The 13,140-nt window shown below is 65.2% G+C and carries 13 protein-coding genes; 4 read left to right on the top strand and 9 right to left on the bottom strand.

The features are described 5' to 3' along the window. Positions 1 to 15: 15 nt before the first annotated feature. Genes AC4PTO_RS16550 through AC4PTO_RS16535 form a run of 4 tightly spaced genes read right to left on the bottom strand, consistent with a single transcriptional unit; the run spans position 16 to position 4,719 of the window. On the bottom strand, positions 16 to 1,020 hold the full coding sequence (locus AC4PTO_RS16550; RefSeq protein ID WP_492730364.1) for an ABC transporter permease: 1,005 nt from the start codon (positions 1,018 to 1,020) through the stop codon (positions 16 to 18). Beyond that, positions 1,017 to 2,519, bottom strand: a complete 1,503-nt coding sequence (locus AC4PTO_RS16545) for a sugar ABC transporter ATP-binding protein (protein ID WP_492730362.1) — start codon at positions 2,517 to 2,519, stop codon at positions 1,017 to 1,019. The genes AC4PTO_RS16550 and AC4PTO_RS16545 overlap by 4 nt, the downstream gene beginning before the upstream one ends. Next, complete coding sequence (locus AC4PTO_RS16540) at positions 2,516 to 3,664, bottom strand: Gfo/Idh/MocA family protein (RefSeq protein ID WP_492730360.1); 1,149 nt, start codon at positions 3,662 to 3,664, stop codon at positions 2,516 to 2,518. The genes AC4PTO_RS16545 and AC4PTO_RS16540 overlap by 4 nt, the downstream gene beginning before the upstream one ends. Next, a complete protein-coding gene (locus AC4PTO_RS16535) occupies positions 3,661 to 4,719 on the bottom strand; it encodes a sugar phosphate isomerase/epimerase family protein (protein WP_492730358.1) in 1,059 nt (352 codons plus the stop codon). Before AC4PTO_RS16535 ends, AC4PTO_RS16540 begins: the two co-directional genes overlap by 4 nt. A 138-nt stretch (positions 4,720 to 4,857) precedes the next feature. Here AC4PTO_RS16535 and AC4PTO_RS16530 point away from each other — a divergent pair, with 138 nt between their 5' ends. Then, a complete protein-coding gene (locus AC4PTO_RS16530; RefSeq protein WP_492730356.1) occupies positions 4,858 to 5,877 on the top strand; it encodes a LacI family DNA-binding transcriptional regulator in 1,020 nt (339 codons plus the stop codon). A gap of 78 nt (positions 5,878 to 5,955) precedes the next feature. Here AC4PTO_RS16530 and AC4PTO_RS16525 read toward each other — a convergent pair whose 3' ends face one another. Beyond that, positions 5,956 to 6,153, bottom strand: a complete 198-nt coding sequence (locus AC4PTO_RS16525) for a CsbD family protein (protein ID WP_492730354.1) — start codon at positions 6,151 to 6,153, stop codon at positions 5,956 to 5,958. A gap of 141 nt (positions 6,154 to 6,294) precedes the next feature. On the opposite strand from AC4PTO_RS16525, the gene AC4PTO_RS16520 reads away from it, so the two are divergent. Further along, on the top strand, positions 6,295 to 7,338 hold the full coding sequence (locus tag AC4PTO_RS16520) for an AI-2E family transporter (protein WP_492730352.1): 1,044 nt from the start codon (positions 6,295 to 6,297) through the stop codon (positions 7,336 to 7,338). Between the two features lie 3 nt (positions 7,339 to 7,341). On the opposite strand, the gene AC4PTO_RS16515 is transcribed toward AC4PTO_RS16520, so the two are convergent. The 4 genes from AC4PTO_RS16515 to AC4PTO_RS16500 all read right to left on the bottom strand — a co-directional run bounded on the left by AC4PTO_RS16515 (position 7,342) and on the right by AC4PTO_RS16500 (position 11,519). Next, the gene (locus AC4PTO_RS16515) at positions 7,342 to 8,916 is read right to left on the bottom strand and encodes a phospholipase D-like domain-containing protein (RefSeq protein WP_492730349.1); all 1,575 of its coding nucleotides are present in this window, start codon (positions 8,914 to 8,916) and stop codon (positions 7,342 to 7,344) included. A 73-nt stretch (positions 8,917 to 8,989) separates the two neighbouring features. Continuing rightward, positions 8,990 to 10,777 (bottom strand): sensor histidine kinase, encoded by a 1,788-nt coding sequence (locus AC4PTO_RS16510; RefSeq protein WP_492730344.1) that lies wholly within the window; start codon positions 10,775 to 10,777, stop codon positions 8,990 to 8,992. Then, on the bottom strand, positions 10,774 to 11,376 hold the full coding sequence (locus tag AC4PTO_RS16505; protein ID WP_492730341.1) for an RNA polymerase sigma factor: 603 nt from the start codon (positions 11,374 to 11,376) through the stop codon (positions 10,774 to 10,776). The genes AC4PTO_RS16510 and AC4PTO_RS16505 overlap by 4 nt, the downstream gene beginning before the upstream one ends. Continuing rightward, positions 11,373 to 11,519 (bottom strand): NepR family anti-sigma factor, encoded by a 147-nt coding sequence (locus AC4PTO_RS16500; RefSeq protein ID WP_492730339.1) that lies wholly within the window; start codon positions 11,517 to 11,519, stop codon positions 11,373 to 11,375. Before AC4PTO_RS16500 ends, AC4PTO_RS16505 begins: the two co-directional genes overlap by 4 nt. A 100-nt stretch (positions 11,520 to 11,619) precedes the next feature. On the opposite strand from AC4PTO_RS16500, the gene AC4PTO_RS16495 reads away from it, so the two are divergent. Beyond that, complete coding sequence (locus tag AC4PTO_RS16495) at positions 11,620 to 12,417, top strand: response regulator (RefSeq protein ID WP_492730337.1); 798 nt, start codon at positions 11,620 to 11,622, stop codon at positions 12,415 to 12,417. 152 nt (positions 12,418 to 12,569) lie between these two features. Next, positions 12,570 to 13,067, top strand: coding sequence for a hypothetical protein (locus AC4PTO_RS16490; protein WP_492730336.1), 498 nt, complete (start codon positions 12,570 to 12,572; stop codon positions 13,065 to 13,067). Positions 13,068 to 13,140: the final 73 nt, after the last annotated feature.

The following is a 13,140-nucleotide window of genomic DNA, read 5'->3' as shown; positions in this document are numbered from 1 at the left end:
CTTCAGGTTTCGCCGCTACTCAGCGGCCTTGTTCTCCCGCTGCAACACGACAGCGAGGATGACGATCACGCCCTGGATCGCGCCGTTCAGATAGGGGCTCACGATCGAGGCGAGGTTGAGGATGTTGTCGATCAGGCTCAGGATCAGGACGCCGACCACGGTGCCCCAGACCCGGCCGTAACCGCCCTTGAGGACGGTGCCGCCGATGATCACCGCGGCGATCGCCTCCAGTTCCCACAGAACCCCGGTCGAACCCGAGGCCGAGCCGAGCCGCGGCACATACATGATGGTGGCCAGCCCCACGAGCATGCCCAGCAGCGCATAGGTCAGCATGCGCGCGCGGTCGACCTTGACGGCGGAATAGCGCGCCACCTGCTCATTGGCGCCAAGGGCCGCACAATGCCGCCCGAAGGGCGTGTGGCGCATCGCAAGCTCACCCAAAAGGGCGACAAGGGCGAAGACGATGATGGGCCAGCTGACGCCCAGAAGCCCGTCGTAATAGACCGGACGGTAAAGCCCGCGCAGATCGAAGTTCAGCGACAGCGTGCCGCCATCGGCCAGCCATGTGACAAGGCTGCGATAGATCCCCATCGAGCCGAGCGTGACGATGAAGGCCTCGATGCGCACCTTGGCGATCAGAAAGCCGTTCAGCCAGCCCGCCGCAAGCCCGGTCAGAAGCGCCACCGCCATCCCCGCAAGGATGATCGGCACGCCCACCCCCATCACCGGGATCAGCGAATTCATCGCAAGGATCATCACCCCCGCCACGAAGGCCGCCATGGAGCCCACCGAAAGGTCGATCCCGCCCGCGGTGATGACGAAGGTCATGCCCACCGCAATGATCCCGATGAAGGCCGAGCGCGCCAGCACGTTCGTCACGTTGCCATAGCTGAGAAAGTTCGAATTCAGCGCCGCGCCAAGCGCCACAAGGGCCACCAGCGCCAGAAGCGGGCCGAGAATGTGGAAGTTGATCCTGCGGCGCGATCTGCTGCCCTGCGCCGCGTTCGTCGCGTCTGTCATGCCGTGCCGGTCCTTTCCTCGCCCAGTTCCATTGCCAGCCTCAGGATGGCGTCCTCGGTGATCTTCGGCCCCGAAAGCTCGCCCGCGATGCGCCCCGAGGCCATCACAACCACCCGCCCGGCAAGGCCGATCACCTCGGGCAGTTCGGACGAGACCACGATGACGCTTTTGCCCGCCGCGGCGAGATCCGCGATGAAGCCGTAGATCTGCTGCTTGGTGCCGATGTCGATGCCGCGCGTCGGTTCGTCGATGATCACGATGTCGGGCTCGGCCAGCATCGTCTTTGCCAGAAGCAGCTTTTGCTGGTTGCCGCCCGAAAGGCTGCCCGCGGTCATCGCCCGGTCGTTCACCCGGATGTCGAATTCCGCGATCGCGCGGTCAAGCGCGCGATCCTCGGCCCGGGTGTCGATCCGGATCCGGGCGAACTTGTCCAGTGCAAGGATGGTGAGGTTCTCAGTCAGCGATTTGCCCAGCAACAGACCCTTTTCCTTGCGGTCCTCGGTCAGGTAGACCAGCCCGGCCTCGCGCGCGGCAAGAACCGATCCGGGCTTCAGGGGGGTGCCGTTCACAAGGACCTGCCCCGTGGCCGGGCGCAGGCCGACGATGCCCTCCATCAGCTCGGTCCGGCCCGCGCCGACAAGCCCGGCAAAGCCCAGAACCTCGCCCCGGCGCAACGAGAAGCTGGCGTCCTGCACGCGCCCCGGAACGCTTAGCCCGCGCACCTCCAGCACCGTCTCGTCCTGCGGCCTTGCGCGGGCGGGGAAAAGGTCGGTCATCTCGCGGCCGACCATGGCGGTGGCCATGCGGTCCACGTCCAGATCGGCGGCGGGCGCGGTCAGGATATGGTGGCCATCGCGCAGCACGGTGATCCGGTCCGCGATCCGCGACACCTCGCCCAGCTTGTGCGAGGTATAAAGCACCGCCGTCCCCGCCGCGCGCAGCCGCTCGATCTGGGCCAGCAGGATGTCGGTTTCGCGGTTGGTCAGAACCGCCGTGGGTTCATCCATGATCAGCACGCGCGCCGCGCGGCCAAGCGCCTTTGCGATCTCGACCATCTGGCGGTCGGGCACCGAAAGATCGGCGATCCGCGCCAGGGGATCGACATCGCATTCAAGCCGCGCCAGAAGCCGGCGCGCGCGCGCCTGCATCGCGCGATGATCGAGAAACGGGCCGCGGCGGATCTCGCGGCCAAGGAAGATGTTCTCCTCGACCGTAAGCTGCATGGCGAGGTTGAATTCCTGGTGGATCATGATGATCCCGGCCTCTTCGGCCGCGCGCTGGCTGGAAAACTGCACCGGCGCGCCGTCCAGCCGCAGCGTGCCGCCGCTGGGCGCCAGATAGCCGCCCAGGATCTTCATCAGCGTGGATTTTCCCGCCCCGTTCTCGCCGATCAGGGCATGGACCTCTCCGGCGTTCAGCGCGAAATCCACGCCGTGCAGCACCTCGATCGGGCCGAAGCACCGTGTCACCTGATGCGCGGCAAGAACCGGATGGGTCATCTTGGCGCCACCCATGCCGCGTTGCGCGCCGAAGAGCGCACGCAGGCATCGACGAAGGACACCCCCTCAAGCCCGTCGGCAAGGCCGGGAAACAACACCTCGGGGGGGATGTCGCGGCCGTCCCTGCGGGCGCGGATGGCCTGGGCGACCTCGGCATAGATATTGCCGAAGGCTTCCAGGAACCCCTCGGGGTGGCCCGCGGGGATGCGGGTCAGCCGGGCGGCCTCGGGCCCGGTTCCGGGGCCGCCGCGGGTCAGGCGGCGCGCCGGTTCGCCAAGCGGCGTGAGCCACATCTCGTTGGGGTTTTCCTGCGCCCATTGCAGCCCGGCCTTTTCGCCATAGACGCGCAGGCGCAGGCCGTTTTCATGGCCGGTGGCGACCTGGCTGCACCACAGGATGCCGCGCGCGCCGCCTTCGAAGCGCAGCATGACATGGGCATTGTCATCCAGCGCCCGGCCCGCGACGAAACTTTGCAGATCGGCGGCAAGCGCCTCGAGCTTCAGCCCCGTGACGAACCGCGCAAGGTTGTAGGCGTGGGTGCCGATATCGCCGGTTGCCCCGCCCGGCCCGCTGCGCGCGGGATCGGTGCGCCATTCGGCCTGCTTGTTTCCCGGCGCGGCGGGCATGGCCAGCCAGTCCTGCGGATATTCCACCTGTACGACCCTGATCCGGCCCAGATCGCCGGCCTGCACCAGCGCGCGGGCCTGCCGGATCAGCGGATAGCCGGTATAGTTATGCGTCAGCGCGAAGATCGCGCCCGAACTTTCGGCCAGCTGAACCAGCTTGCGCGCCTCGGGCAGGGTGGCGGTCAGGGGCTTGTCGCAGATCACATGGATGCCGCGCTTCAGGAATTCGCGCGCGACGGGGTAATGCATGTGGTTGGGCGTGACGATCGCCACCGCCTCGATCCCGTCCTTGCGGCGGGCCTCGTGCCGGGCCATCCGGGCGAAATCGTCATAGATCCGCCCGGGCGCCAGCCCGAGGGCCTGACCCGAGGCCTGTGCGCGCTCGGGCGCAGAGGACAGCGCCCCCGCCACCAGCGTGTAATGCCCGTCGATGCGGGCGGCGATGCGGTGCACCTGCCCGATGAAGGCCCCGATGCCGCCGCCCACCATTCCCAGCCGGATCGGCGCGTCCCCCGTCATCTGTCGATCCCCAGCATTCGGCGGTTGAGCGCGGCATCCGTGCCCGCGGCGGCGAAATCGTCGAAGGCATGATCGGTCACGCGGATGATATGGTCGCGCACGAAGCGCGCGCCTTCGCGCGCCCCGTCCTCGGGGTGCTTCAGGGCGCATTCCCATTCGACCACCGCCCAGCCGTCGAAATCCATCGCGGCCAGCTTCGAGAAGATCGCCCCGAAATCCACCTGCCCGTCGCCAAGCGAGCGGAAGCGCCCCGCGCGGTTCACCCAGCCCTGATAGCCGCCATAGACGCCCTGCCGCCCGGTCGGGTTGAACTCGGCGTCCTTGACGTGGACCATCCGGACCCTTTCGGCATAGATGTCCAGATTGTCGAGGTAATCGAGGCATTGCAGGACGTAATGGCTGGGATCGTAAAGCATGTTGCAGCGCGCATGCCCGCCCAGCCGGTCCAGGAACATCTCGAACGAGATCCCGTCATGCAGATCCTCGCCGGGGTGGATTTCGTAGCAGACATCCACGCCCATCTCTTCGGCATGATCGAGGATCGGGCGCCAGCGGGCGGCAAGCGTGTCGAAAGCGGCCTCGATCAGCCCGGCGGGGCGTTGCGGCCAGGGATAGACATAGGGCCAGGCAAGCGCGCCCGAAAACGTGGCCATCGCCCCCAGCCCCATGTTGCGCGAGGCCGTCAGCGTCTTGCGCACCTGATCGACCGCCCATTCCTGCCGGGCCGCCGGATTGCCGCGCACCTGCGGCGCGGCAAAGCCGTCGAAGGCCAGGTCATAGGCCGGGTGCACCGCGACAAGCTGGCCTTGCAGATGCGAGGAAAGCTCGGTCACGACAACGCCGTTCTCTTCGGCCCGGCCCTTGAACGTGTCGCAATAGTCCTTCGAGGCGGCGGCGGTCTCAAGATCGAACAGACGCTTGTCCCAGCCCGGCACCTGAACGCCAAGATAGCCGCAATCGGCCGCCCATCGGGTGATGCCATCCCAGCTGTCGAACGGCGCCGAGTCACCGGCGAACTGCGCCAGAAACAGCGCAGGCCCCTTGATTGTCTTCACAGGCTCTCCTCCCTGTGGCGATTCCGCGGGCGATCCCGGCCGCGCGTGTAATCGTTTGCATGAAAGGCTTGCAGAAGGTGCAAACGTTTACAACAACTTTTTTTTGCGCCATCCTCCGGCCAACAGCACAGGCCGGACATGGACCGCAAAATCGCCACGATTCAGGATGTTGCCAGGGCGGCGGGGGTTTCCACCGCCACCGTCAGCCGCACCCTGTCGAACCCCTCCGTGGTGGCCGAGGCGACTCAGACCGCCGTCTTGCAGGCGGTCGAGCAAACCGGCTATCGCGTGAACCACCTTGCCAGCAACCTGCGCCGTCAGCGCACCGGCAGCGTGATCGCGCTGGTGCCGAACCTGGCCAACCCGTTCTTTTCCCAGATCATGGCGGGGATTTCGTCGGTCCTGACGCCGGCGATGTATAGTCTGCTGATTGCCGACACCCAGTTCGGCCCCGATCCGCACGAACGGCTGGAGCATTACCTCAGAAACGGGGTGGCGGACGGGCTGATCCTGTTCGATGCCGCGCTGTCGCTGGACAGCCGCCGCATCCTTGGCCGCCCGCCGATCATTTCCGCCTGCGAGTGGCTGGAGACCGGAATCCCCTATGTCCGGGTCGATAACGAACACGGGGCCGAGCTGGCCGTGGCGCATCTGGCAGGGCTGGGGCATCAACGCATCGGCCATGTCACCGGCCCGCGCGGCAACGTGCTGACCGATGCGCGGCTGAGGGGGTTCACCCGGGCGCTTGGTCGCCGGGGCCTGACGTTGCGCGAAGACTGGATCTATGGCGGCGATTTCAGCATGGATTCCGGGGCGCTTGCGGCGAAGCGGTGGCTGAATGCGCCCGACCGTCCAAGCGCGCTGTTCTTTTCGTCCGACGAGATGGCGATCGGATTCATGGGGGCGGTGCAGCATGCGGGCTTCGACGTGCCCGGCGATGTTTCGGTGATCGGCTTCGACAATATCGAGGTGGTCGGCCACCTGACACCGGCGCTGACCACGATCCGGCAGCCGCGCACCGATATCGGCCTGCGCGCGGCAGAGCTGCTTTTGGGCATGATCGACGCGGGCGCAACCACCTGCCCGTCCGAGATCATCGAGGTGGAGCTGATCGTGCGGGCCAGCACGGGGCCACAAAAAGGCTCTGTTCCAGCCTGAATCGCCAAAACCGAAGGGCCGCAAACGTAAAGTGCGCGCCAGTATCGGCGCGCACCGTGATTTCATGGCGAAGGGCGATCAGGCGTCGCGCAGCCAGTCGTCGACCTCTTTCTCGGCGGCTTCGCGTGCCTGGCCATAGCGTTCCTGCACAAGGCCCACCAGCTCTTCGCGGCGGCCCTCGATCCGGTCAAGCTCGTCATCGGTCAGCTCGCCCCATTTGGCCTTGGCCTTGCCTTTGTATTGCTTCCACTTTCCTTCGATCTGATCCCAGTTCATGATGTCCTCCAGTTCGTGGGTTTCATGTCTCGATATCGGAAGAACGCGGAAATCCGGCGGTATGTTCCGGAAAGTATTTGAAAACTTCGTGGAACCAGATGCAGCTTCGGGCGTTGGCCGCCCACCCATGAGGAATGCATAATGCGTCGACTGGAATCCCTCTCGCGCGCCTCGGTTGTCGTGATCGGCGCCGTAGCACTGGTTGCGGCTCTTGACCATGTAGAGGGTATTTTCGCCCCCCTCGCGCTTGCGCTTGTGGCAGGTGTCGTTCTGTCACCGATTTCGGATGCATGGGAAAGGGTCGGGTTTCCGCCGGCCTGGGGGGCGCTCAGTTCGCTTGTCCTGACGCTTGTGCTGGCGGGCGGGCTGATCCTTGTGCTGCAGCCGATCGTCATGCAACTGGTCGATCAGGCGCCGAAGGTCTGGTCCGACATGCGCATGACGATCTGGGGGCTGCGCGATATGCTTCAGGGCCTTCGCGACGCCACCGGAGAAGTTGCGCAGGCCATCTCCCCCGATGCTTCGGCCGCCGCCGCCCCGGCATCGTCGGGCGAGGAGGTCGCCTTGCCCAGCCTGACCGACGCAATCCTTATCGCGCCATCCGTTCTGGGGCAGATCATGATCTTTGCCGGGGCGCTTTTCTTCTTTCTGCTCAGCCGGAACGAGATCTATTCCTGGGCCGCAAGCCGCCTGGTCGAGCCGTCGAAACGTGCCGATACCGCCGCGCGCCTGCGGCAGGCGGAACGGCGGGTGTCGCGTTATTTCCTGACGATCACGCTGGTGAATGCGGGGCTTGGGGTCTTTACGGCGATTGCACTGCAATTCATCGGTTTGCCCGGTGCGCCGCTATGGGGGCTTGTGGCGTTCCTGATGAATTTCGTTCTCTATCTTGGGCCCGCACTGGTTGCGGTATCGCTGCTGTTTGCAGGGGTTGCCGCCTTCGACGGCAGCCAGGCAGCCTTGCCCGCGCTGGCCTTCATGGCGCTGAACGCGATCGAGGGTCAGTTCGTCACGCCCACAATGGTTGGCCGGCACATGTCGCTGAACCCGCTTCTGGTGTTCCTGGCGCTTGTCTTCGGGATCTGGCTCTGGGGTCCGATCGGAGGCATCGTGGCCATTCCGTTGCTGCTTTGGGTGCTGGTGCTGAACGATGCGCTGCCCGACAGATCGCGCACCCAGGTTTAGCGGTCAGACCATCGCTTCGGGAACGATCGGGACCGCCTGGCCGAATTCCTCGGCGGCGCGCAGATCGTAGGGCAGAATGAACCCCTTGCGGGCATCGGGCGGCTTGCGGGCATTCGACAGTGCAAGCGCGCGCCAGTGCGCCACCCCCTCGTCCAGCGACAGGAACCCGGGGCCCGCATCGCGGGGCAGCCAGTGCCGCATCGTGCGTTCGCGCAGGGCCGCGGCATCCTCGCGCCGGTGCAGGAAGACGCCCGCCTCGGTATCCCAGTGCAGCGACCGGCCGTTGAGATTGGCCGAGGACACGATGGCCGCCGTATCGTCGAAGACCGAGACCTTGGCGTGAATATAGACCAGCGGCGCGCCGTTCATCCTGTCACGGCCGTTGCCGTCGGGCAGGGGTGCCGCATGGCGGGGCTGGGCCGCGCCGCCGACGAACAGCCGTGGCCCGAAGGCCGACCCGATGATGCGCAACGCGCGGGCCTGAAGAAACTCGCCATAGCGCGCATCAAGGCTGTCGGCGCCCTCGAAGGCCACATCGTCGGGCGCGGCGGGCAGGATCAGGATCAACCCCAGATCGGGATTGGCGCGTGCCGCGCGGGCAAGTGCGCGTGCAAGCCCGGTATCCCGAAAATACTGGGTTTCGAGGTAGATCAGCTTCCGGCTGCGGCGGATCAGCATTTCATGGCCCGAAAGGATCTCCTGCGCGACGGGATGGGGGCCGAACCGGAACAGGTTGAAGCGCCGCTTGCGCGCCAGCGTGCGCAGCAGCCGGCGTTGCGGGGGCGGATCGGCCTTGCCGGCCACCACATCCGCGAAGCTTTCAAGATGGGCCTGCGCCTCGGCCACCACCGGGCCTTCCATCATCAGCTGCACATCGTGCCATGTGTCAGAGCCTTCGCGCCGGTGCTCGGGCGTGTCGAAGCGGCGATCGTCCAGATCCAGCCCGCCGATATAAAGCTGCCTGCGGTCGAAAACGGCCAGCTTCTGGTGATGCGTCGCGGGCCAAAGCTGCGGAAAACCCAGAAGATTCGGCGTGCATTTCCCCTGAACGCCATGCCGCATCAGTCGCGCAAGCCCCGGCATGTCGCGCAGCGCCGCCCTGCGCCGGGCTGGATCAAGATCGTTGAGGCTTGCGGCCTCGTGCAAAAGCTTGCGCGCCACCACCGGCCAGAACAGCAGGCGCGGTAAGATCCCCGTGCGTGCAGGATGCAGCGCCGCGCGCAGAGTCAGCCGCGCGCCCGGTCCTGCAAGCTCGGCCGCGGCATGAAGCATGCGCAGGCTGCGCCAGGTGCCGCGATGCAGATCGGGCCGCGCGCAGGGGTCGAAATCCGCGATCACAAGATTGAGCCGCACGCCGCGCGCAAGGACATGCTGCACAAGGTCGAACCATGTCGTGCCAATTGCCTTCGCGCGGGCCGAATGCAGCTTCGTCGCCGGGTCGAACACGCGAAAGCTTGCCCAGATTTCATGACGGGCGTCCAGAAAAGCGCGTTCCAGCGCGGGATAGGCCTCGGCCGCGGTCAAAAGGATGCGGGTTCTTGGTGCTGCCCTGATCCCTGCCCTGATAAGCCTTTCCATCGTACTTCCCGTCGCCTTGCCCGTCCCCTCCCGTATCACCGAACGCCGCATGCGGCATATCGGTTCCGAAAAGCTATTGCCCGGCGCCCCTTTCCCTGGCTCTTTCGTCAAAGCGCGCCTCGGACTCATTCAGCGGACGCAGCGAGAAGCGGACGCGCAGGTCGTAAACGCCGTCACTTTCGGTGACACTCTGGGTGCCCTCGATCTGCTGCACGAAGGCGCGCAACAGTTGCGTGCCAAGCCCGCTGCCCTCGTCTGTGGACACGTCACTACCCGCGGCACGCGGGCCGAGGCTGTTGGCGATGCGCAGCTCTGCCCCGGTCTCCCCGGCCGGGTGGCTCAGCGATACCCGGATCCAGGGCGTGCCGGTTTCGCTGCCGGCATATTTCAGCGCGTTGGTCATCGCCTCGGTCAGCAAAAGCGCCAGCGGAACCGCCTGATCGGGCGTCAGGCGGATATCGTCCACCTCGGTCGAGACATCGAAATGGTGCCCCGGCCCGGTTCCCAGTTTCAGGATCTGGTTCACGATGTCGGGGAACAGCTCGGCCGCGCTGATATCGCCAAGCCCGGTGGTCTGGTAAAGGCCGCGGTGAATCGTCGCCAGGCTCATGACGCGCTCCTGAAGGCCGCGCATCAGCTCCTTGGCTTCGGGGGTGCGGGCCTGCCGCGCCTGAAGGTTCATGATCGAGGCGATCAGTTGCAGGTTGTTCTTCACCCGGTGATGGACTTCACGCAACAACACCTCCTTGTGATGCAGAAGATCCTCCAGTTCGGCCTCGTCGCGCAGGATGGTGTCGGTCATGCGGTCATAGGCGGCGGCAAGCTGGCGGATTTCAAGCGGGGCGCCCTCCATGTCCAGATCGCCGACGATCCGGTTTCCGCTGGCAAAGCCCAGAATGGCGGTACCCAGGTTTCGGATATGCTGGATCACCAGCCGCTTGACCGCGAAATAGGCCACAAGAAGGCTACCAAGCCACATCGCCACGGGAAACAGGATCGGCGGAAGCGTGTTCATCGGCCCGAAGGACACCGCGTCGACCGCGGGCCAGCTTCCCAGCGCATAAAGCAGGCCGGGTGCCAGCTCGACCACGGAATAGACCCTGTCGAGGCCAAGACGGGAGGTCTCCGAGAAGGTCGCGGCCACCGGCCCCGCAAGTGCCTTCAGCGACCGGTTCCGGGGCAGCTGGTCCTCGGCGAAATCCAGCCCGCTCGATGAGGTGAGGATCGTGCCCTGATGATCGAAGGTCATGATGACAAGCGGGCGGGAGCCTTCCAGAAGTGGGCCGTCTTCGGATACCTGAAGCGCCGAATGCGGAATAGACAGCGAAACCATCCCGGTCTTTTGCCCGGCAGCATCGAAAACCGGGTGAAGGATGCCCAGAACCGATGTTCCGGAAACCGGGCCGTTGCGATTCACGACGAAGGAAGGCGTGTCCTTCGCAGCCATCTCGTTGAACAGTGGATTGCCCGAAAAATCATAGGGAGTGTCGTTCGAAGAGCAGGTCATCTTCCCCGACATCGGCACGAAAGCCGCCAACGAGATGAACGGCGCCCCCTCGGTCACGCTGCGCATCAACGCCGAGCAATCCGCCGCACCTGGGTCAAGAAGGCCGGTGTTAAGCACCCGCGCCAGCACCCGTGCGGTGCCTTGGGCTTCCTGGATCAGGCGTGTCTCGCCTGCCACGGCGCGCATCGTTTCGCCCATCAGCGCGGCCTCGGAACGCGCGCGGGCCTCGTTCAGCAGCGTGCGGCTTTGCAGGATCGAGATCAGCAGAACCGGAAACAGCGCGATGGCCAGCATAACCGCCAGCCGCACCCCCAGCCGTTCGAACAGCCGTGGCCGCTCTGGCGTGCCGGTCATGAAGCGGCTGCGCCTGACCGCCCCATCATGGCAAGCGATCCCGCATCGGCCTGCGACAGGATATCTTCGCCCTCGTCAAGGTGCAGCAACTCTGCCAGCCGCGCCCGCGCCCGGTTCGCCCGGCTTTTGACCGTGCCCACGGCCACCCCGAGCATCCCGGCGGTTTCCTCGTAGGAAAAGCCCGAGGCCCCGACAAGGATCAGCACCTCGCGGTGTTCCGGGCTCAGCTGGTCGAAGGCCTGAAGGAAATCGCCCATGGCAAGGCGCCCGTCATGCGCGGGCTTTTCGTAAAGCGTGGCGGCAAGGATCCCGTCGGGGTCCGCCACTTCGCGCTTCAGCTTGCGGCGGTTGGAATAGAAGGTGTTGCGCAGGATGGTGAACAGCCAGGCCCTGAGGTTGGTGCCTTGCCGGAACTTGTCGATATTGGTCCAGGCCTTGACGATCGTGTCCTGCACCAGATCGTCCGCCGCGGCGGAATTGCGGGTCAGCGACAGCGCGAAGGCGCGCAGCGCGCCAAGGTGATCGGGCAGTTCGTCGCGCGGGTCCATCACTTCGGGGCGCGGCGCCGTGCCATCCGCCTGTGCGGTGCGCGACGTCATTTGCCGCTCTCCTTTTCCTTCAGCTTTGCCAGCAGATCCTTGAACCGATCCGGGATTTCCTCGGTCAGCGTCTCTTCATAGACGCGCCTCAGATTCTCGTTGATCTGTTTTTCGATCCTGGCCTTAGCCTTCTCGTCCGCCATGCCCGATGCCATACCTGAATTCCGATCCCGTCAACTTTGCACGGAACCGAACGTTCCGCCACGGCGTTCGGTTCCCGAAAAACATGAAAGGGGAGTTTTCATGCCCAACGACATCGCCGGTGCCATCGGCGCCAGCCTTCCCTACCTGCGCCGATATGCGCGCGCGCTGACCGGCAGCCAGCAGACCGGGGATCTTTTCGCGGCCGCCACGCTCGAGGCGATCCTGGCGGAAGACCGGCCCTTCGACCCCGCTTCGGAGGTAAAACAGGCCCTGTTCCGGGCCTTTCACCTTGTCTGGACCTCGGCCGGGGCGCCTTTGGGCACACCCGACGATCCCCTTTCCGCCCGCGCGCAGGAGCATATGGCGCAACTGACCCCGAACACGCGCGAGGCGCTTTTGCTGCACACGATCGAGGGGTTTCGCCCTGACCAGATCGGCGCGATCATGGGCTGTGATGCCGATGAGGCCGCCGAACTGATCGCCATCGCGCAGCGCGAGATGGAGCGCGCGATCGCGGGCCGCGTCATGATCATCGAGGATGAGGCGATCATCGCCATGGACATCCGCTCGATCGTAGAAGAGATGGGCCACGCCGTCACCGGCATCGCCCGCACCCGCGACGAGGCCGTGCGCCTGGCCGCGAAGGACCGCCCGGACCTGATCCTGGCCGATATCCACCTGGCCGACAATTCGTCCGGCATCGACGCGGTGCTGGACATCTTCGGGCAGTTCGACACGCTTCCCGTGGTCTTCATCACGGCCTTCCCCGAACGGCTGCTGACCGGCGACAGGCCCGAGCCGGCCTTCCTGATCACCAAGCCCTATAGCGAGGATCAGGTCCGCTCGGCGCTGAGCCAGGCGATGTTCTTTGCCTCGACCGAGACCCTGGCATCCTGACGCGCGCCTTTTTGCAAGCATTTGAAACCCCGAAGAAGTTCGGGGTTTTCTCTTGTTTTCGTGATGCATCGTGCGGGAACCGTGCCGGGGCTGACGCGTTTTATCTGCATCCGGGCGGGCACATGCCGCCCCCAACGATGCAGGAGAAGACCATGCTTAGAAAATCCGTTTCCGCAGGTATCGCCGCCCTGTTCCTTGCAAGCGCCGCCCAGGCCCAGGACACGCCGGTCAAGCTGATCGACGTGACCACCGACCTGACCGCGATCGAGAACCCCGCTGCGGCCACCTACTGGACCAATCTCGAGCCCGATCTTGAAACCGCGATCGCGGCCCGTCTGGCGCCCGAGCGCCTTGTCGGCCCCGATGCCGACGGCTCCGAGATCCATGTCGATATCGACGAGATCGAGCTGGCAAGCACCTGGGCCAACGTTACCGACATGGCGGAATCGCGCCTTGTCGGGCAGGTGAACATCACCAGCGAAAGCGACAACTCCAAGTTCGATTCCTATTCGCTGGATGTCGCCTTCAAGGATGCGATGGTGTTCCTGCCCGAGGGCACGGATATCTCGACGCTGACGATGGACAGCGCGCAATATTACAGCGCGATGATCGAGGCTTTCGCCGACAATGTCGTGTCGCGCCTGAAATGACCTTGACGCATCCAGAAACAGGAAAGGCCCCGGCATCCGTCCGGGGCCTTTTCGTCTCTGTTCCGGCAGGAAA

The sequence above is a fragment of the Rhodobacter maritimus genome, assembly GCF_058747975.1.
This window is presented reverse-complemented; position numbering and strand designations above follow the sequence as displayed.

Coding starts and splice junctions, on each gene's coding strand:
- AC4PTO_RS16525 (WP_492730354.1), bottom strand. CDS start 6,153: ATGAACTGGGATCAGATCGAAGGAAAGTGGAAGCAATACAAAGGCAAG.
- AC4PTO_RS16530 (WP_492730356.1), top strand. CDS start 4,858: ATGGACCGCAAAATCGCCACGATTCAGGATGTTGCCAGGGCGGCGGGG.
- AC4PTO_RS16515 (WP_492730349.1), bottom strand. CDS start 8,916: ATGGAAAGGCTTATCAGGGCAGGGATCAGGGCAGCACCAAGAACCCGC.
- AC4PTO_RS16490 (WP_492730336.1), top strand. CDS start 12,570: ATGCTTAGAAAATCCGTTTCCGCAGGTATCGCCGCCCTGTTCCTTGCA.
- AC4PTO_RS16540 (WP_492730360.1), bottom strand. CDS start 3,664: ATGACGGGGGACGCGCCGATCCGGCTGGGAATGGTGGGCGGCGGCATC.
- AC4PTO_RS16500 (WP_492730339.1), bottom strand. CDS start 11,519: ATGGCGGACGAGAAGGCTAAGGCCAGGATCGAAAAACAGATCAACGAG.
- AC4PTO_RS16545 (WP_492730362.1), bottom strand. CDS start 2,519: ATGACCCATCCGGTTCTTGCCGCGCATCAGGTGACACGGTGCTTCGGC.
- AC4PTO_RS16520 (WP_492730352.1), top strand. CDS start 6,295: ATGCGTCGACTGGAATCCCTCTCGCGCGCCTCGGTTGTCGTGATCGGC.
- AC4PTO_RS16505 (WP_492730341.1), bottom strand. CDS start 11,376: ATGACGTCGCGCACCGCACAGGCGGATGGCACGGCGCCGCGCCCCGAA.
- AC4PTO_RS16495 (WP_492730337.1), top strand. CDS start 11,620: ATGCCCAACGACATCGCCGGTGCCATCGGCGCCAGCCTTCCCTACCTG.
- AC4PTO_RS16510 (WP_492730344.1), bottom strand. CDS start 10,777: ATGACCGGCACGCCAGAGCGGCCACGGCTGTTCGAACGGCTGGGGGTG.
- AC4PTO_RS16550 (WP_492730364.1), bottom strand. CDS start 1,020: ATGACAGACGCGACGAACGCGGCGCAGGGCAGCAGATCGCGCCGCAGG.